The 19083-nt window shown below is 33.9% G+C and carries 19 protein-coding genes; 12 read left to right on the top strand and 7 right to left on the bottom strand.

The window, feature by feature from the left end:
- Positions 1-113: 113 nt before the first annotated feature.
- The 5 genes from ACFSQ0_RS06720 to ACFSQ0_RS06700 all read left to right on the top strand — a co-directional run bounded on the left by ACFSQ0_RS06720 (position 114) and on the right by ACFSQ0_RS06700 (position 4416).
- Entirely contained in the window at positions 114-449 is a 336-nt protein-coding gene (locus ACFSQ0_RS06720) for a tRNA-binding protein (RefSeq protein ID WP_379045985.1), read from the top strand.
- 120 nt (positions 450-569) lie between these two features.
- On the top strand, positions 570-2087 hold the full coding sequence (locus ACFSQ0_RS06715; RefSeq protein WP_379045982.1) for a T9SS type A sorting domain-containing protein: 1518 nt from the start codon (positions 570-572) through the stop codon (positions 2085-2087).
- 67 nt (positions 2088-2154) lie between these two features.
- Positions 2155-2664, top strand: a complete 510-nt coding sequence (locus ACFSQ0_RS06710) for a hypothetical protein (RefSeq protein ID WP_379045979.1) — start codon at positions 2155-2157, stop codon at positions 2662-2664.
- Positions 2665-2686: 22 nt separating this feature from the next.
- The gene (locus ACFSQ0_RS06705) at positions 2687-3802 is read left to right on the top strand and encodes a hypothetical protein (protein WP_379045976.1); all 1116 of its coding nucleotides are present in this window, start codon (positions 2687-2689) and stop codon (positions 3800-3802) included.
- Between the two features lie 14 nt (positions 3803-3816).
- The gene (locus ACFSQ0_RS06700) at positions 3817-4416 is read left to right on the top strand and encodes a hypothetical protein (protein WP_379045973.1); all 600 of its coding nucleotides are present in this window, start codon (positions 3817-3819) and stop codon (positions 4414-4416) included.
- A gap of 59 nt (positions 4417-4475) precedes the next feature.
- Here ACFSQ0_RS06700 and ACFSQ0_RS06695 read toward each other — a convergent pair whose 3' ends face one another.
- The 5 genes from ACFSQ0_RS06695 to ACFSQ0_RS06675 all read right to left on the bottom strand — a co-directional run bounded on the left by ACFSQ0_RS06695 (position 4476) and on the right by ACFSQ0_RS06675 (position 11236).
- On the bottom strand, positions 4476-5228 hold the full coding sequence (locus ACFSQ0_RS06695; RefSeq protein WP_379045970.1) for a LytR/AlgR family response regulator transcription factor: 753 nt from the start codon (positions 5226-5228) through the stop codon (positions 4476-4478).
- A 1-nt stretch (position 5229) separates the two neighbouring features.
- Positions 5230-8133, bottom strand: coding sequence for a sensor histidine kinase (locus ACFSQ0_RS06690; protein ID WP_379045967.1), 2904 nt, complete (start codon positions 8131-8133; stop codon positions 5230-5232).
- 238 nt (positions 8134-8371) lie between these two features.
- Complete coding sequence (locus ACFSQ0_RS06685; RefSeq protein ID WP_379045964.1) at positions 8372-8830, bottom strand: CIA30 family protein; 459 nt, start codon at positions 8828-8830, stop codon at positions 8372-8374.
- Between the two features lie 201 nt (positions 8831-9031).
- Positions 9032-9403 (bottom strand): PUR family DNA/RNA-binding protein, encoded by a 372-nt coding sequence (locus ACFSQ0_RS06680; protein WP_379045961.1) that lies wholly within the window; start codon positions 9401-9403, stop codon positions 9032-9034.
- 75 nt (positions 9404-9478) lie between these two features.
- A complete protein-coding gene (locus ACFSQ0_RS06675) occupies positions 9479-11236 on the bottom strand; it encodes an ABC transporter ATP-binding protein (RefSeq protein WP_379045958.1) in 1758 nt (585 codons plus the stop codon).
- Between the two features lie 121 nt (positions 11237-11357).
- Here ACFSQ0_RS06675 and ACFSQ0_RS06670 point away from each other — a divergent pair, with 121 nt between their 5' ends.
- The 4 genes from ACFSQ0_RS06670 to yajC all read left to right on the top strand — a co-directional run bounded on the left by ACFSQ0_RS06670 (position 11358) and on the right by yajC (position 14374).
- A complete protein-coding gene (locus ACFSQ0_RS06670; RefSeq protein ID WP_379045955.1) occupies positions 11358-12455 on the top strand; it encodes a Glu/Leu/Phe/Val family dehydrogenase in 1098 nt (365 codons plus the stop codon).
- A 96-nt stretch (positions 12456-12551) separates the two neighbouring features.
- Positions 12552-13493 carry a transcription antitermination factor NusB gene (gene nusB, locus ACFSQ0_RS06665; protein WP_379045952.1) on the top strand — a complete coding sequence of 314 codons (942 nt, stop codon included), beginning with the start codon at positions 12552-12554 and terminating at the stop codon, positions 13491-13493.
- 65 nt (positions 13494-13558) lie between these two features.
- Positions 13559-14068: a DUF1573 domain-containing protein gene (locus tag ACFSQ0_RS06660; protein ID WP_379045949.1), complete on the top strand. Its 510-nt coding sequence runs from the start codon at positions 13559-13561 to the stop codon at positions 14066-14068.
- Between the two features lie 9 nt (positions 14069-14077).
- Complete coding sequence (yajC, locus tag ACFSQ0_RS06655; protein WP_379045946.1) at positions 14078-14374, top strand: preprotein translocase subunit YajC; 297 nt, start codon at positions 14078-14080, stop codon at positions 14372-14374.
- Positions 14375-14425: 51 nt separating this feature from the next.
- On the opposite strand, the gene ACFSQ0_RS06650 is transcribed toward yajC, so the two are convergent.
- Both ACFSQ0_RS06650 and pepT read right to left on the bottom strand, forming a co-directional pair.
- The gene (locus tag ACFSQ0_RS06650; RefSeq protein WP_379045943.1) at positions 14426-15013 is read right to left on the bottom strand and encodes a YdeI/OmpD-associated family protein; all 588 of its coding nucleotides are present in this window, start codon (positions 15011-15013) and stop codon (positions 14426-14428) included.
- 100 nt (positions 15014-15113) lie between these two features.
- Entirely contained in the window at positions 15114-16358 is a 1245-nt protein-coding gene (pepT, locus tag ACFSQ0_RS06645; RefSeq protein ID WP_379045940.1) for a peptidase T, read from the bottom strand.
- A gap of 147 nt (positions 16359-16505) precedes the next feature.
- Here pepT and ACFSQ0_RS06640 point away from each other — a divergent pair, with 147 nt between their 5' ends.
- The 3 genes from ACFSQ0_RS06640 to ACFSQ0_RS06630 all read left to right on the top strand — a co-directional run bounded on the left by ACFSQ0_RS06640 (position 16506) and on the right by ACFSQ0_RS06630 (position 19069).
- A complete protein-coding gene (locus ACFSQ0_RS06640; RefSeq protein ID WP_379045937.1) occupies positions 16506-17528 on the top strand; it encodes a quinone-dependent dihydroorotate dehydrogenase in 1023 nt (340 codons plus the stop codon).
- A complete protein-coding gene (locus tag ACFSQ0_RS06635; RefSeq protein WP_379045934.1) occupies positions 17528-18142 on the top strand; it encodes a LysE family translocator in 615 nt (204 codons plus the stop codon). The genes ACFSQ0_RS06640 and ACFSQ0_RS06635 overlap by 1 nt, the downstream gene beginning before the upstream one ends.
- 63 nt (positions 18143-18205) lie before the next feature.
- Positions 18206-19069, top strand: coding sequence for a hydroxymethylglutaryl-CoA lyase (locus tag ACFSQ0_RS06630; RefSeq protein ID WP_379045931.1), 864 nt, complete (start codon positions 18206-18208; stop codon positions 19067-19069).
- Positions 19070-19083 lie beyond the last annotated feature (14 nt).

The following is a 19083-nucleotide window of genomic DNA, read 5'->3' as shown; positions in this document are numbered from 1 at the left end:
AGTAAAAAGTCGTGGTATTTTTCACCTAATTTTACAGTAGAAGATTCTCTTTTCATGGACAAGTTTTATCTAAAATTACTACATTTAGAGTTAATTTGAAAGTTTAAATACATATGGAAACTATAGTTTGGGAGGATTTTAAAAAGATTGAAATGCGGGTGGCTACCATTATAGATGTACAGGATTTTCCGGAGGCCAAAAAACCAGCTTATCAATTAATGTTAGATTTTGGACCAGAGCTTGGTACACGCAAAACTTCTGCTCAAATTACCAGGCGCTATAGCAAAGAAGAATTGATGGGTCAACAGGTGATAGCCGTGATTAATTTTCCTAAAAAGCAAATTGCCAATTTTATGAGCGAGTGTTTGGTTTTGGGGGCAGTGCAAAAAGACGATGTTGTTTTATTAAAACCCGAAACAAAAATACCTAACGGCTTGCAAATTGGCTAGTCTTGTAGTTTAAAAATTATAAACTTCATTCAGCAACTAAATAACGGCATTCAGCAATTTTTGATTAAATTAAACTAATCATTATCAGATTTTTGGGGTGAATATTAAAAACATCTCAAAATGAAAAAAACATTACTCTCATTATTTTGCTTAGCTAGTGCTAGCCTTTTTGCTCAAAATGTATACATACCCGATACAAATTTAAAAATTGCTTTAATTACTAATACGGCAATAAATACCAATGGAGACTACGAAATTAGCTATCCCGAAGCAATGGCCTATACGGGTATAATTTCTGCTCCTAATTTAAATATTCAAGATCTAACTGGTTTAGATGCTTTTACAAATATTACAGAAGTATACTTGCCTAATAACGATATTCATTTTGCCCATTTTACTGCTAATACAGCTTTAACTAAAATTAATATAGGCATAAACCCGTTAACAACCTTAGATGTAACAGGACTCACCAATCTTACCACATTAGTAGCAGATTTTACTAATAGTCTTGCCTCGATAGATTTAAGTACCAATGTAAATTTAGAGGTCTTAAACTTAAATAACAATCAATTAACCTCTTTAGATGTTTCTAACAACATTAATTTGAGCAATTTTTCGGCTTCGTTCAATCAATTAACAACGATAGACTTAAGTAATAATACAGCTATTGAAAACTTAAACTTGTCTGATAATAACCTAAGCAGTTTAGACTTAAGTAATCAAACAAATTTAACTTGGTTGGCTATACATTCTAATAATTTAACTGCTTCTAGCTTAACCTTACCCAATACATCAAGCGTTACCACTGCTTATTTGAGTGATAACCCATTAGGGAGTATAGATGTAAGTAATTTTACTAATTTAGAAAAACTAATAGTTAACAATACCAATCTTAACACGATAGATCTTTCTAGCAATACCGTTTTAGAAGAATTAGAGGCAAATACTAATAATTTTACTTCTATAGATCTTTCTTCGTTAGCTCAGCTTACAAGTTTAAAATTAGAAGAAAATGATCTTACCAGTATAGACTTATCTAACAACCCGGTACTTTCACAATTGTATTTAGGAGATAACGATTTAACTTCTTTGGATCTTACAAATAATCCAAACATATATTATCTAGAGCTACAAGATAACCTTTTCTCTGATATAGATGTTTCGATGTTACCCTCTTTAGGTGCTTTGTTTGTTCAAGATAACGCTAACTTACAAATTATAAATATGGCTAACGGCAATAATGCTTCAATTTATAGATTTAATGCAACCAATTGCCCAAATCTTACTTGTGTGCAATTAGATAACGGTTTTACACCTCCTGCTGCAAGCCCTGGTATATTTTGGATGATAGATTCAGATAAAGACCCAAACACCATTTATGGATATACTACTTGTACTTTAGGAATTGAGCAAAATATTTTAGATGCCATTTCTATTTACCCAAACCCCTCGGCAGGTATCCTTAATCTAAATGGAATAGAAAAAGTTGATGAAATAAACGTTTTTTCTATGGCCGGTAAAAAGGTGCATACCACTAAAGAATTAAAGATGAATTTAAATCATCTGTCAGCTGGTGTTTACTTTATTCAAGTAAAAGCAAATCAGCAAAATAAAACTTTTAAATTCATTAAAAACTAATCCAATCTATTTGCAGTGCATTCAGCTTAACCAGCTGGGTGCACGCTCTTTAAATTCATTTTAATCTATGAGACTTATATTACAATGCTTGATCTGCTTATGCTTATTAGGCGGCAGTACAACTGTTCAGGCTCAGTTTTTTAAAAAAATAAAAGAAAAAGCTTCAGAAAGTTTAAACCTACCTACAAAAGCCAATAAGGAAAAAGAGCAGCAAGCTGCAAAGGCTATTGCTTTCCCTGAAGCTGGAGAACTTAATAAAGATTCAGATTTGCATCAGGTTGCCTCAAAAGCTTTAGAGAACTATTATGCCAGTAAAAGTATGCAATTGGTAGCCTTTAATATTATATCAGACGACTGGAAGGTGGTCACCCATAAAACTACAGGAGCGGTATTATATCAATGGGCTGTTGGTGCCTTAATACAGAAAAATTCTAATGGTAAATGTATGCTGTTTCAATATATCTTAAAGCAAGATTTTAATGGCAGTGGTTTTAACGAGGCCTATTTTGCTGGAATAAGCAGAACTGCTCCAGTTCCTTACGGCTCCTATATCGCTTGTGAAAACGCGCCGAACTAATATCAACTAAAAATCTAAAACAATGTTTAAACAAAAATTAACTTATCTGTTTGCCATTTTATTTTTGGCAGTTAGCCTTCCGGCGGAAGCGCAACTGGGTAAAATGTTAAAAAATAAAGTAAAAAAAGCAGCACAAGAAGCTGTATCTAACGATGCCTCAAGTGGTGACGCTAATACAACAAAACCTAGACCATCGGGTAGAAAAAGTAGAATGCCAGGCAGCGTACCACGTGGACCCCAAGCCAGTAGTGAAAAAGCTACCTTAAGTTTACAATTTAAAGATATAATAGGCTACAGTTCTGGTCGAAGCAATCATATAATAAAAGCCGCTAATTATCGTCAAGGAGAAGCAGAACAAGGTCACGCTGTTGTAATTTACCCAGACTTTGATTTAGACTTTGCGTGGTTGGAATTCATTTCTCCCCCAATCTTAGATGCTTTTGCGCTAGATGGTGTGAGGGTATATGAGATGACAAGCGGATCTTATGCTATTCAGCACCCAGCAGATCCTAACCACCAACTAAACTTAGATACTAGCGGATTAATATTAACCCGTATGCTAAAACTAGACGAAGATGTATTTGTTTTATATGCCGGTGCTTTTCAGGGCGGTCACAGCTACAATGTGCCTTCATACGTAAAACCAGGCGATTTAACCATCACCAATATCATTGCACCTCCCGAAAAACTAAATTTGTTTAGCAAAGAAAAAGCTAAGGAAATGGCTTTAGCGATAGAAGCAAAATTCAAAGCCAATTATGAAGAAGCTGCAGCGGCCAATTTAGCAAGTATTAAAATTCCTAAAGCTGGTAAGTTAGATGCTAACACCAGTTTAAAGAATTTCGCTAAAGCGGAAATAAATAAAGTAATCAATAAAGATGGTGCAAAATTGATGTACCACAGAATTGAATCTAATGACTGGAGCATTGTTCATCATAAAATAACAGGGAGGCCATTGTACCGTTGGATAAAAGGAGCTTTTACAGAAACTACACGACAAGGAGATTGTAAACTTCAGGGCTTTATTTTAAAGCAGCAATATAACGGTAGTGGTTATAGCAATACCACCTTTGGTGGGGTTATACACGGACAAATGCCTTATGGTCAAAAAATAGATTGTAAAAATGCACAACCATAATCAAGAATAAAAGAATGAAAAAAACATTAAGAAGTTTGGCTATAATCGCTTTTGCAACATTGGCAAGCTGCTCATCTGATGATGATACAAACACAAATGTAGATCAAAGTCAATACGTAAAATTTAATGATGCGATTTTTAAACAAGCGTTGATCGACAACTCGGCTATCAACACTAATAACGATGAAGAAATAAGTTATCAAGAAGCAGAATTAGCTACTGAAATATTGAGTCTTGAAAATCTTGGGATTGAAGATCTAACGGGTATAGAGGCTTTCATAAATATAAAAACCTTATCAGCATTTAATAATCAATTAACTCAAGTAGATTTATCTAAAAATACTAAATTAAAGCAAATTTTACTTGAAAATAATAAATTAGTTGCTTTAGATATTAGCATGCTACCCGAGGTTGATGATTTAAAAGTACACACCAACAACTTAAGCAGTTTGAATGTGGCCAATGGCAATAATTTCTTTTTTAGCCGAATGCAGGCACAAGGCAATGCTAATTTAAATTGTATTCAAATAGATCAAGATTTTAATCCGGGATCAAATTGGATAAGCGATATGCAAACTAATTATTCTTATTCAGATTGCAATGAACCAAGATAAGTAAGAATTTATTAGGCTTAAATACAAAAAAAGGCGGGTTAACAAACCCGCTTCTTTTTTTATTGGTACACCTGTTGAATGAGTTTTAAAAACGACTCTTTGTTAGATTTTGAGATAGGAACAGATTTGCCATTTTCCATAATCAACTGGTCTCCATCTTTGCGTGAAAATTCTTTTACATATTGCAAATTCACTAAAAAAGAGCGGTGGCATTTAAAAAATAGAGAATCTTGCTGCAACTGTTGCACGAAATTTTTAAGTGGTTTTGAAATACATTTTTTAGTGCCATCTCTTAAGGAAACATTCGTATACATCCCATCTGCCTCAAAATAAAGTATGTCTTTATGCTCTACAAATAAAATACCTTTAGCTACCTCTAAAGCAATCTTATTTATGGCTACCTTTTTTAACGCCTTCGCCAAATCTTCTAATTTTGCTTCTAAATGCGCACCTTTATTAGCAGTACTGGCCTTTGAAACCGCTATTTCTAACTCATCTAAGTCTATAGGTTTAAGCAAATAATCGATGGCATTTTTTTTAAAAGCTTCTACAGCATATTGATTATAAGCTGTGGTAAATACAATTTGAAACGCATAGGGAGGAGGCAGCATATCAAAAAGCTCTAATCCGGAGTGCTGCGGCATTTCAATATCTAAAAAAAGTAAATCAATGGGTTGCTGTTTTAAAATTTCTAGTCCTTCTAGTAAATTTTTGGCAGTTTGTATTTCAAAAGTATGAGCATCTAAGCCCAAAAGCATTTTTTCTAATAAGGTTCTGGCTCTAGGCTCATCGTCTATGATTAATACGCGCATATTAATTATTTATAGGAAATAGGATTTCTACCCGCGTTCCCTTTGGGACTGCAGAGCTTCCTAAATCGGTTATTTTTACTGTAATAGGGTAGGGGTTTATTTGGTTATATAAGGCAACTCTTCTCTGGTTAGCTTTTAAAGCAAAAGAAGTATGCGGTTTGGTTTTATTCGCATACAATTTGTTGGCAGCATCACGGCCAATTCCGTTATCTTCAATGATACAAGAAATGAATGATTCTTTGAATTTCTTTATGACAATATGTAATTTTTTTGATCCCGAAACGTGTAATAATCCGTGTTTAAAAGCATTTTCTACATAAGGTTGAATAAATATTGAAGGTACTTGAATGGCTTGTAAATTTAGACTAGAGTCAATTTCTATCTGTACGTCAATTTCATTCTCAAACCTTAGTTTTTCTAGAGCAATGTAAAGTTTTAAGGCTTCTATTTCTTCAGTTAAACTGATTTTATCCTGCTGGGCGTGCTCTAAGTATAAACGAATTAACCTAGAGAATTTCACCAAATAATTGCTGGCTAATTTTTTTTCGTTAGATACGATAAATTCTTGAATGGCATTAAGCGCATTAAAGATAAAGTGCGGATTCATTTGCGAGCGCAAATTCTCTAAGCTTAAGGCATTAATTTTGTTTTGTATTTTTAAAGATTTGATTTCCTTGTGTGCCTTTTTAGCTTTTCTATTCAATTGCCAATGATGTAATCCGTAAAGGGAAAATCCTAAAACCAAAATGCATAATGCATAAAACCAGTTTTGCTCATAAAAATGGGGTTTTATAATCAAATTAAGGCATAATTCTTCTTGACTCGTCCGGTTGAATTGATCTTTAGATTTAATACTTAATTGATAGCTGCCCGATGGCAAATTACTAAAGTTCAAATTGCTAGAACCCGATGAGGTTTCCTGCCAAATAGCTTTTTCTTGGTTGAGGTTGTACAGGTAATTGGTTTCTTGAGTGAGTTGTAAACCTGGTGTATACAATTGAATTTCGAGTAGTTGCGCTTCAGGTTCTAATTCAATTTCGTGGGTTATAGCTTGATTTTTTCCATCTATTTTGAGGCTTTTAATGCGGGGAGACTCCAGTGACGCATAATGGCTTTTTACATTGGTGGGTAGGTAAATAAGTTTTTGGTTGCCTTTAAAATAAAGATGATTGTCGAGGTAAAATAGATTGTTTAAGCTATGGCCGTGAAAATCATTAAAAAAGGTTTTTTCATAAAGAATTTCTTTGTTTTGGTAACATTGTAAACCTTCTAGACTTAAAACCCAGATGCCGTCTTCATTGTCTACCGCAAAATCTAAGATCCCATTCTTAAAAAATAATTGATCTTGGCTTATAAAAGCTTCAAGTTGGGTATGGTTCACTTTTAATATTTCTTGGTTTGTAGCCAGTAATATGCTGTCTTTATATTTATTAATTGCTGATGTAGGGATTGTATTATTTTTGTAACTGAGGTACTCACTGTTAAAATTGTTGTCATAAACTCTTGTTCCATCTATATAACTGATGTAAAGCCGCTGGTTGGTACTGTCAAAAAATGCATTTTTGGCACGTTTGTCATTTAAAATACGTCTTTGATCAGGTTTAGTAATGTCTGCATAAAAGTATGAAGCTTTAAAACTTAGGTTTACCAAACCTCCAAAGGCCTTCAATAAACCTTTAGAACTTTTTATTTGGTTTTTGAGGTCTTCTCTACGGGCAAGCTTGAGTTGATAAACAAATCCGTCTGCATCTTTTAAGCTTATAACTAGCCTGTCGATAAGATTATCATAGAAAATCGCTTCAACTTTATGCGTGTTTTTAATGTTGAGCCTGTTAAATCCATTTTGTACGTTACCATAAAAAATATTCCCAAAATTGGTACCCACAAAAAGATTGTTGCCTTTTCCTTTTGCCAAGGCACTTATGTATTCTCTATTTTTTAACTTTAAATCATATTGATAATAATGATTCTTCGGAATAATAAATACCCCATTTTTAAGCGTAGTTACCCAAATGTTACCTTGAAAATCAAACAGGGTTTTGCTTAGTGAAAAATCTTTAAATAGATGCTGCTTTAGCTTAAATCCACTATTTGATGATTGAGCAATAAATAAGCCTCGGTTTGTACTAAAGTAGATATCATTACCGATGCTTTTTATATGGCGAATTTCTAAATTTTCGAGTCCTTCTATACTCACTTTATTAATAAAAGCTTGCTGGCTTTCATCATAGCTTAAGTAAATGAGTTTACCGTTTTGCACATAAAACAAATACAATTTATTATTTATATAAAACAGATTTAAATTTTTGATATTATTTTGTTGACTTGCAATAGGTAAATGAGGAATAACCTTGAGTTGGTTGTTTTTTATTGCTTTAAGCTGATGGGTGTTGGTGAGGTAATAAATCGTTCTGGTGTTAGGGTTTTGAGCCGAAGTTAAAACTAAGTCTAGATTGATTTGCTCAAGCGTTTGAGTGGGCAAATGTAAACTGCTGAGGCCGGCTTGACTCAATGCATAAATATGTTCTTGATGCTCGTATAGTTGTGCTAATTTTCCTTTTAATTTTTCACTTAAATCGGCAACGACCATTAAACTATCGTGTTGTGAGCGTAGCAATTGCCCGTAAAGATTTATGCCGTAAATACTACCATTAGATTGAATTAAACTAAAAACGGTCTTGCCCTTTTGTTGACTAGAATTAATATAGTCGAGATTCTTACCTGTTAATTTATAAAGTCCTTTATTAGCCGATAGCCAAATGTTCTTTTCATCATCTTCAATAATGTCATAAAAAGTTTGATCGGGTAATGTGTTAAGGGTTTGCAGCGAAAAATAGCTTGGTTCTTGAGCCTGAACCAAAATTATTGAAAAGAAGAAAGTTATTAATACAATTGTTTTTTTCACGGTCTTATTTAAGTGATAAATATAACCGAATCGGATGAATTTGAAACCAAAATCTTTTAACTTATTACAGATAAGGGATGAATGCTTTATTTAAGTTGCTAAATCGAAAAAGTAATTTGTTAGGATAGTAACTAAGCCAATAATTTTTTATCACAAAATTTTGTTTTCGTAAATTATATAGGCTTGATATATCTTACATTAATTCAATTCGATTGATCAACAACTTAAAATGCTCTTCTTACTTATTGGCAATTAAGAAAGCGATTTCTTCTAAAGATTGACCCGAGAAATTGGATTTGTTGAGTTTACGTCCTCTAAAACTAGGGAACATTTCATCAAACCGAATTTTGATTTCCTGCCATTGCTTAGTTGTTTTGAACACTGCCTTGTAAACGTGTGCGTCTTTTGAATTTTCTTTAATTCTGAATTGATATGCTTTGCCATCTCCATAAACTTTTAATAAGAAGCTATGAAATTTACCGATTCGCCTTTTGGGAAGTGGGTAGTGCACCGAACAGAATCCGCCGTTGTTTTTTAAGGAGACTTTACCTGTGAAAACTCCGTTGCCTTCTTCGTTTACTTTGACTTTGATGTGACTATAAGACACTCCCCATAACGGTATCATTAATTGTACTCCAATTATATAGTTTTGAGGCTGCTGTAAACGTATAAATTGTTTCGAATTGAGTCGAATCATTCATTTTTTTAAAATACAACAATAAACATTTTTAAAAAAATCTTCTAGAGATATTTTATTGTCTCTCCGTAATGAAATCAGGATTTATTTGCTATTAAAAGTAGCGTAGGCAAAAAGTAATTTGTCGGCAAATAAGCTAGCAGCTAGAATAAAAAAAGAGCATTGTTTACCAATGCTCTTTTTAAAAAGGTGTAGCCTTTGTTATATATCATCAAAACTTACATCTGTAAATTGCTTTGGGGCTACATTATTCTCTATCTCGTTCTCATATTCTTTCTTAAAATCTTTTTGGTGGCGCTCACTAATCACTTCTTCACCTTTTTCATCAATTATGTATTGAGTCATTTCTTTTAAGATTTCCTCAAAACCAGCAAAATCTTCTTTGTACAAATAAATCTTGTGCTTTTTGTAATGAAAAGATCCATCTTCATTCGTGAATTTCTTGCTTTCGGTGATGGTCAAGTAGTAGTCATTGGCTTTGGTTGCTCTAACATCAAAAAAGTAAGTTCTTCTTCCTGCTCTTAGTACTTTTGAAAAAATTTCTTCTTTCGGCATCGCTCCGTTTTCACTCATAGTCAAATTTAATTTGGTTATACGTTATAGTTGCTGTCAAAAATCTTAAAAAAATTAACAACCGGCAAATAAAAGTTACTTTTCTTTTTCGGCCAATTGTTTGTTGTAAAGGTCTAAATAAGGACCATTTTGATTCATTAAATCTTGATGTACCCCTTCTTGAACAATTTTACCATCTTCTAGCACAATTATTTTATCGGCATTTTTAGCAGTCGATACGCGATGACTAACCATTATCATAGTTTTATTTTTGGCAACGCGGTAGAGATTATTTAGTATTATTTCTTCTGTTTCAGTATCTACCGCCGAAAGACAATCGTCAAATAATAAGATTTCTGGTGATTTAATTATGGCACGTGCAATAGAAACCCTTTGTTTTTGACCACCAGAAAGAGTAATTCCTCTTTCGCCCAAAACAGTTTCATAGCCTTTGCTAAAACCAATAATATTTTTGTGTACATAAGCGTTTTTAGCCGCTTCAATAATTTCTTCTCTCGTCGCATCCACTTTTCCAAACTGAATATTATTGGCAATGCTATCGCTAAATAAAAAAGCATCTTGAGGCACGTAGCCAATGGCTTCGCGTAGGTTGTTTAAATTTAATTTTTCAATAGGAACATTATCTATGGTTATAGTTCCTTCTGTGGCATCATATACCCGAGCAATTAATTCTAATAAGGTAGATTTACCCGAGCCAGTTTTACCTATTATAGCTAAGGTTTCTCCACTATTAATTTTAAATGAGATATTTTTTAATGCTTCAATATTGGTTTCTTCATAAGTGAAATTAACGTTCTTAAACTCAATATTGCCATCTATGGGAGTTTTACCTTCATTATAATTCTTTATGGATGGCTCTTGTTGTAAGAATTCATTAATTCGTTTTTGGGAAGCCTCTGCTTGTTGAACCATATTGGCCACAAAACCTACTGTTGCTACTGGCCAGGTGAGCATATTAACATACATTAAAAACTCAACGATAACTCCAAAATTATCAATTTCCCCACTAATTACTTGGTTTCCACCGATATAAATTACTATAAGATTACTAAAACCAATCAATAAAACCATCAACGGAAAAAAGAAAGCTTGAACCCGAACTAGGTCAAGGTTTTTATTTTTACTAGAATCGGATAAAGAAACAAAGTCTTCATTGACTTGATTTTCTAATCCATAACTTTTAATCACACTAATTCCGCTAAAACTTTCTTGGGTAAAGGTATTAAGTTTAGAAAGGTACAACTGCACAACGCTACTACGTTTGTTGATTGTTCGGCTTATTTTATAAATGGCGATTGATAAAAAAGGCAATGGGACCAAGGTATAAAGAGTAAGTAGAGGAGCGGTTTTGATCATATAGGTAATAACCACCACAAATAAGGTAATAGTGGTAATGCTGTACATCAAAGCTGGGCCTACATACATACGAACTTTAGAAACATCTTCACTTATGCGGTTCATTAAATCTCCTGTTCTATTTTTTTTATAGAAATTGATCGATAAGTTTTGGTATTGTGTGTACACTTCGTTTTTTAAATCGAACTCAATTCGGCGAGAGACCACAATAAAGGTTTGCCGCATTAAAAAAGTGAAAAGCGCAGAGAGCAAGGTAGCCCCTAGAATTATTAAGATATTGTTTAAAAGTTCTTTTTTGACCAATGCTAAATCGGTTACCTCGCCGTTCACATATTGTTCAACTACGTGAGTAGAGTCTCCTATAAACTGTGGAACGTAAACCGCGAATATACGGGCGGCTACCGTTATCACAAGTCCTAGTAATAGACTCCATTTATACTTGACAAAATATTTATTCAGGTGCCGTAACTCTTTCATTCCTTTTTGTAAAGTCAATTTTAAAAGATTTTTATTTTTAGATTAAAAACCTAATTAATCTGTAAACAATATGTATTTTTGCAGTACAAAATTAAGACATTAATAATTTAAATTTTATACTATGAATGCTGAAATATTAAATGCCGATGAAATTAAAAAGGTAGCGCCAGTTTTTGGTCAGCTTTCTTTTGATGAACATGAGCAGGTGGTTTTTTGCTATGACAAAGATACAGGTTTAAAAGCTATTATAGGAATACATAACACAGTTTTAGGTCCGGCTTTGGGAGGTACTAGAATGTGGAATTATAGCAGCGAATGGGAAGCATTAAATGATGTGTTGCGTCTTTCTCGCGGAATGACTTTTAAAAGTTCTATTTCTGGTTTAGATCTTGGGGGAGGAAAAGCAGTTATTATCGGTGATGCCAAAACCCAAAAGTCTCCAGAATTGATGCGTCGTTTTGGTAAATTTGTTGATTCCTTGAGTGGAAAATACATTACGGCAGAAGATGTAGGTATGCAAACCGAAGATATGGATACCGTTCGTGAGGTAACTAAATATGTAACCGGTATTTCTGAGCATTTAGGAGGATCAGGTAACCCTTCGCCAGTTACAGGTTATGGTGTTTATATGGGTATGAAGGCTGCTGCTAAATATAAATTTGGAACAGACAAGCTAGAAGGTAAAAAAGTACTTGTTCAAGGAATAGGAAATGTGGGTGAAACCGTGGTGAAACATATTCGTGAAGAAGGAGGAGAAGTATTTATCTCAGACATCAATCAAGAGCGTTTAGAAGCAGTACAACAAAAATACGGAGCCAAAATTTATACTGGTTCAGATTTGTACACTGCAGATGTTGATATTTATGCACCTTGTGCTTTAGGAGCCACAGTGAATGATGAAACCATAGGTAAATTAAAAGCACAGGTAATAGCCGGGGCAGCAAATAACCAATTAGAAAATGAGGCTAAACACGGAAAACTACTTCAAGAAAAAGGAATAGTTTACGCACCCGATTTCTTGATTAATGCTGGAGGTGTGATTAATGTTTACGCCGAGTTAAAAGGTTACAATCGTCAAGAAACAATGGCTAAAACGGAGAACATCTATAACACAACCCTAGAAATTCTTAATAAAGCCGAGGAGAGTAAAATGACAACCCACCAAGCTGCTCTTAAAATTGCGCAAGAGCGCATTGAAAAAAAGAAGCAAGAAAAGTAAATCAAATACCGATTTGCAACAAATAAGTTTTATTTTTGCAGGGCGAATTTTAATTCGCCCTTTTTTAATCTTTTAAATCAAGTTCTTTATTTATCTATGTTAACAAGAAGACATATCCGTGTAAAAGTAATGCAGTCTTTCTACGCATTTACACAATCCAAAAACCAAAATTTGGGTGCAGAAAAAAAGTTTATCTATAAGAGTATGGAAGATATGTATGACCTTTTCTTACTAAACTTAGATTTGCTTCTACAGGTAAGAAACAAAGCCCAAGATTTCATAGAAAAATCACAAAAGAAATTTTTACCTACTGCAAAAGACATCAATCCTAGTTTAAATTTTGTAGACAATAAATTCCTTAAACAATTAGAGCAAAGTGGCCAGTTAGAAGAGCTTATAGAAGACCATAAGTTAAACAATTGGCATCAAGATGACGAATATGTGGCCATACTGTGGGATTTAATCAAAGAAGATGAACGCTTCATAGCCTACTTAGATCAAGAAGCAACAACCTATAAAGAAGATAAAAAAATTGTTACTTATCTTTTTAAAGAAATAATTGCACCCAATGATAAGCTTTATGAATATTTAGAAGATAAAAAATTAACTTGGTTAGATGATTTACCTTTGGTAAATACTGCGGTACTTAAGTTGATAAGCAAGACTAAAGAGACTCAAGAACAAGTAAGAATTCCAGCTTTATTTAAAAATGAAGAAGATGAGGAATTTGCTATAGATTTGCTCGAAAAATGCTTGTTGAATCAGGAATATTATAGTAATCTAATTCAAGATAAGACCCCCAATTGGGATAAAGACCGTATAGCGGATATTGATAGCATTTTATTAAAGATGGCTTTATGTGAGTTTTTAAAATTTCCTTCTATTCCTGTAAAGGTGAGCATCAACGAGTACCTTGAGATAGCTAAGGAATATAGTACGCCTAAAAGCAGTATTTTTATCAATGGTATTTTAGATAAATTATCTAAAGAATTAAAAGAAAAAGGAGAATTAAATAAAGTGGGTAGAGGCTTGATGTAGTTGAAACTTTTTTCTTAATTTTAGCTCCGTAAAAATTATATTTCAACAATTAAAAATTAAACACAATGAAAAAAGGATTATTGATTCTTGCCGCTGTAGCGGGAATTACTTTCACTTCTTGTAAAGAGAATGCCGCAGACAAAGTTAAAGAAGAAAACCAAACAGAAGTTGCTGAACGCGATGCAAAAGCTACTGGAACACCAGTTATGCAATTCGAGTCAGATTCCCATGACTTTGGTACAATTAACGAAGGTGATATAGTAGAACATACCTTTAAGTTTACAAATACTGGAGATGCGCCATTGGTAATTTCAAATGCAAAGGCTAGCTGTGGTTGTACTGTACCTCAATGGACAAAAACTCCTGTGGCCCCAGGTGAAGCTGGAGAAATAAAAGTTAAATTTAACTCTTCGGGTAGACCAAATAATCAATCTAAATCTATCCGCGTAAGCGCTAACACGGCAAGCGGTCAAGAAACCTTGAGAATTAGAACTTTTGTAACTCCTAAAAATGGAGGAGCAGCTCAACAAACTGCAGGAAAAGCAGCAGCTGGACACGAAGGACATAACCACTAATATTTTATAATGGATCAAATATCAAGTTTTTTACCTTTTATTGCGATTATCATCGTTTTTTATTTCTTCATGATAAGACCACAACAAAAGAGGCAAAAAGAAGAAAGGAACTTTGGTGAAAGCCTTAAAAAGGGTGACAAAGTTGTAACCAGCGGTGGTATTCACGGCAAGGTTGTAGATTTTAGCGAGAAACTAAATGCGGTAATTATCGAAACTGGTGCTGGAAAAATTACCGTTAATAAAGCTTCTATCTCAATGGAACTAAGTAAATTGGTTCAAAATCCAGAGAAGGAAACTAAAAAGTAACTATAGCTTTCTATAGTAAAAAAAATCCCAAATTTAAATTTGGGATTTTTTTTATGACTTTCGGTATTTATCGTGCAGCCCCTTTAAGGCTAGAATCATTGGAGTTATTTTTTCTAATCTCGAAGTTTTAGTAGAAGCTCGTTTAGCCTCGGAAATGTACTGGCAATATTCCCGTTTTTTTCCAATGCTTAGTTTTTCAAAAGCTGTTTTTAGTGAGGTATTGTTATCAAAAGCAGCTTGAAGTTCTGGAGGAATCGTAATAGTTGTTTTTAGACTGGTCTGGCTTTTTACTCCAGTTTGTTCAATAGCTATGGCTTCCAGGATATAGGCTTTTATTTCCTTTTCAGGAATCTGATCTCCTGCTTTAAAGCGAATCTGACGCAGATTTTTTGTTTTACCTTCTTGAGCGTTGATGAGTAAAGACTGGTTTTTCTGCAATAGACTACCTTTAAAAAACCATAGCGCACAATGGTTTTTAAAAGCACCTAACCCGATTACATTTTTATTATTTATTGTATAAACAGGAGAACCCCATTTAATCGTTTCTTCAAGGGGAGTCTTTAATAAAAGCATTCGTAATTGTTGAAGTTGTTTACTCCAATTTTTATGCTTGGTTATATATTCTTTAATTGGATTCATTTCAGGTAAAATAATTACATACTTCAAATTTAGTATAAAAAAACAACCAAATTTAATATTATAAATTTGGTTGTTTTTGTGTTGAATGAATTGACTGGTTTTATTTTTTGTACTGCTGGGCAGTTAACTCTGCAATCTTTATAATAACTTGTGTAGCTTTAATCATACTTTCAACGGGTACATATTCATAACGACCATGAAAATTATGTCCGCCGGCAAAAATATTAGGGCAAGGTAATCCCATATATGATAATTGAGAGCCATCTGTACCTCCTCTAATAGGTTTTATAAGCGGTTCAATGTTTAATTCTTTCATCGCTTGTTCAGCAATATCAACAATATGCATAACGGGTTCTACCTTTTCACGCATATTAAAATACTGGTCTTTTATTTCAATACTTACTGCTTCTCGTCCGTGTTGCTCGTTTATTTCTTTGGCTAGGTCTAACATAACCTTCTTTCTAGCTTCGAAATGCTCTTTATCGTGATCGCGTATAATGTAATTTATACGTGTTTCATCTACTTCACCCTCAATTTTGGTTAAGTGAAAAAAGCCTTGGCGTCCTTCTGTGTGTTCTGGAGTTTCTAATCTTGGTAAGGAATTGATGAAATCTTGAGCAATATACATGCTGTTAATCATTTTTCCTTTGGCATAACCAGGGTGTACAATTTTACCAGTAATTTTAACCTGTGCGCCAGCAGCGTTAAAGTTTTCATATTCAAGTTCACCTACTTGGCTACCATCCATTGTATAGGCCCATTCTGCAGCAAATTTTTTAACATCAAATTTATGTGCACCACGTCCAATTTCTTCATCTGGAGTAAAACCAATTTTGATATCTCCGTGCTTTATTTCTGGATGCTCTACTAAATATTTTACTGCAGTAATAATTTCGGTAACTCCCGCTTTGTCGTCTGCACCTAGTAATGTAGTACCGTCTGTGGTAATCAAAGTCTGACCTTTGTACATCAATAAATCTTCAAAATAATCGGGCGACAAAACAATATTTTGTTCCTTGTTAAGTAAGATATCTTTTCCGTCATAATTTTCTATTATCTGCGGTTTGACATCTTTACCAGTAAAATCTGGTGAGGTATCAAAATGTGATATGAAGCCAATACTCGGCACGGGGTGTTCCACATTACTTGGTAATGTTGCCATAATGTAGGCGTGCTCATCGATACTAACATCTTTAAGTCCCATATCTTTTAATTCTTGAACCAGCTTATTCGCTATATCCCATTGTTTTTGGGTGCTTGGGGTGGTTTCAGAATTTGGGTCACTCTCAGAATCTATGGTAACATAGCTTACAAATCTTTCTATTAGTTCTTCTCTATTAATCATAAAGCATAAATTTTGGTAAAAGTACATAATCAACTAGCCGAAAGCAATTTTAGCTCCTTAAGTTTCATAAAAAAACATTGGTTTTTTATTGCATTTAGTCTTGCCCTTATTCAATTTAAATTATTTTTGCATAAACCTATTATTACCATGTATACCTCTTTAATAAGGCCTTTGCTTTTTAAATTTGATCCAGAAAAAGTACATCATTTCACTTTTAAGACTTTAAAGTTTGCTTTTAAAATCCCTGGGGTAGAGCAATTTTTTAAAAAGCGTTTTGCTGTAAACGATAAAAGTTTAGAGCGAGAGGTATTTGGCTTAAAATTTAAAAATCCTGTAGGATTAGCTGCGGGTTTTGATAAAGATGCTCAGCTTTTTAATGAATTAGGATCATTAGGTTTTGGTTTTGTTGAAATTGGTACTTTAACCCCGAAACCCCAGGAAGGAAACCCAAAGAAAAGACTTTTTAGGCTTAAAGAAGATGCTGCTATTATCAATAGAATGGGATTTAATAATCAAGGCTTAGCATCCGCCGTAGAGCGATTAAAAAAGAATAAAAAACGGGTTATAATAGGCGGTAATATTGGTAAAAATAAAATTACGCCTAATGATCAAGCTCTCTTGGATTATCAAAAAGGTTTTGAACAACTTTTTGATTATGTAGATTATTTTGTAGTGAATGTAAGTTCGCCCAATACACCAGATTTAAGAGCATTACAAGATAAAGAGCCATTAAAGAAAATACTTTTTGCTTTACAAGAACAAAACAAACAAAAACCAAAACCTAAACCCATATTGCTAAAAATAGCACCAGATCTTAGCGACGAGCAGTTACTGGATATTATTGAAATTGTACAAGAAACCAATATAGGCGGAGTAATTGCTACTAATACTACAATTTCTAGAGAAGGGTTGCAATCTGAAAATAGAAAAGAACAAGGTGGTCTTAGCGGAAAGCCCTTAAAATCGAGATCGACTGAAGTTATACGCTTTCTTTCTCAAAATAGTAAGCAGTCTTTCCCAATAATTGGGGTAGGAGGTATTCATTCTGCCAATGATGCTTTGGAAAAATTAGAAGCCGGAGCCAGTTTGGTTCAACTTTATACCGGTTTTATTTATGAGGGGCCGCGTTTGATTAAAGAAATAAACCAAAAACTAAGCGCTAAAAAATAATGATTGAAACCCTGCTGTCATTTTGCGCGGTAGTTTTTTTACTGGCACTTTCACCAGGGCCCGATAATATTTTTGTACTCACACAAAGCTTGGTTTATGGCCGTAAATATGGTATTGCTACTGTTTTAGGATTAATGATAGGGTGCTTAGTGCATACTAGTCTAGTAGCTTTTGGTTTGGCCGGGCTACTAAAGAAGTATCCACAAGCCTTGTTTATGGTAAAAGTTTTTGGAGCAGCCTATCTGCTTTATCTAGCCTATAAAATTTATCAGCATAATGCACCTATTCGGCTAAACGAAAAAAAAGTGGGCTTTAAGTCAACAGCGGCACTTTTTAAACAAGGTTTCATAATGAATATTTTAAACCCTAAAGTGGCGTTGTTTTTTTTGGCGTTACTTCCTCAATTTTTGTTTAGTGAAAAGATGACTTTTATCTTGCAAATTTATATACTGGGGTTGCTTTTTATTGTTGTTTCTTTTTTAGTTTTTTCATCTTTTGCATTCCTTGCGGCCGCTATTTCAAGGCGAATTAATCAAAATAACAGAACTTTTATATACCTTAATTACCTTCAAATAGCAGTATTTGTAGGAATAGCCCTATTTTTGTTTGTCTGATTTTTCTTTATGGATTTGTAGCATAAGTTATTTATTTTAAACAGAACGTGTATCTTTGGGCGTATGAAAGAAATTAAGCTTATTGAGTGTCCTAGAGATGCCATGCAAGGCATTAAATCGTTTATTCCTACAAGTCAAAAAATTGACTATTTGCAAGCATTGCTTCGCTGTGGTTTTGATACTTTAGATTTTGGTAGTTTTGTTTCACCCAAAGCCATTCCACAAATGCGAGATACGGCAGAAGTACTCGCCGGACTTGATTTGAGTAAGACGAAAACAAAACTATTGGCCATTGTTGCCAACTTGCGTGGTGCGCAAGATGCCGTTCAACATCAAGAGATAGACTATTTGGGCTATCCTTTCTCTATATCAGAGAATTTTCAAATGCGTAATACGCATAAAACCATAGAAGAATCTGTTGAGCTTTTGCAGGAAATAATTAACCTGGCAGATCAACATAATAAAAAAGTAGTGGCTTATCTTTCTATGGGTTTTGGAAACCCATACGGGGACCCGTGGAATGTTGAAATTGTTGCAGAATGGACCGAAAAGCTAGCCCAGATGGGTGTAGAGATTTTATCATTATCCGATACAGTTGGCACTTCTAATTCAGAAACTATTTCTTATCTCTTTTCTAATTTAATTCCGGCTTATCCTAATATCGAATTTGGAGCTCACCTGCATACCACCCCAGAGGCTTGGCATAATAAAGTAGATGCCGCATTTAAAGCGGGGTGTAAACGCTTTGATGGTGCTATTCAAGGTTTTGGAGGCTGCCCAATGGCCAAGGATAAATTAACGGGAAATATGCCAACAGAAAAAATGTTGAGCTATTTTAATCAACAAAAGACCGAGTTTAATGTTAAGATGACGAGCTTTGAATCGGCATATAATATGGCTACTCAAATTTTTAAAACCTATCATTAAAGCTAAACTTCTGG

Origin of the sequence: Mesonia sediminis (assembly GCF_042684705.1) — a bacterium.
Taxonomy (GTDB): Bacteria; Bacteroidota; Bacteroidia; order Flavobacteriales; family Flavobacteriaceae; genus Mesonia; species Mesonia sediminis.
Note: the sequence above shows the minus strand (reverse complement) of the source record. Positions and strands in the feature narration are given on the sequence as shown.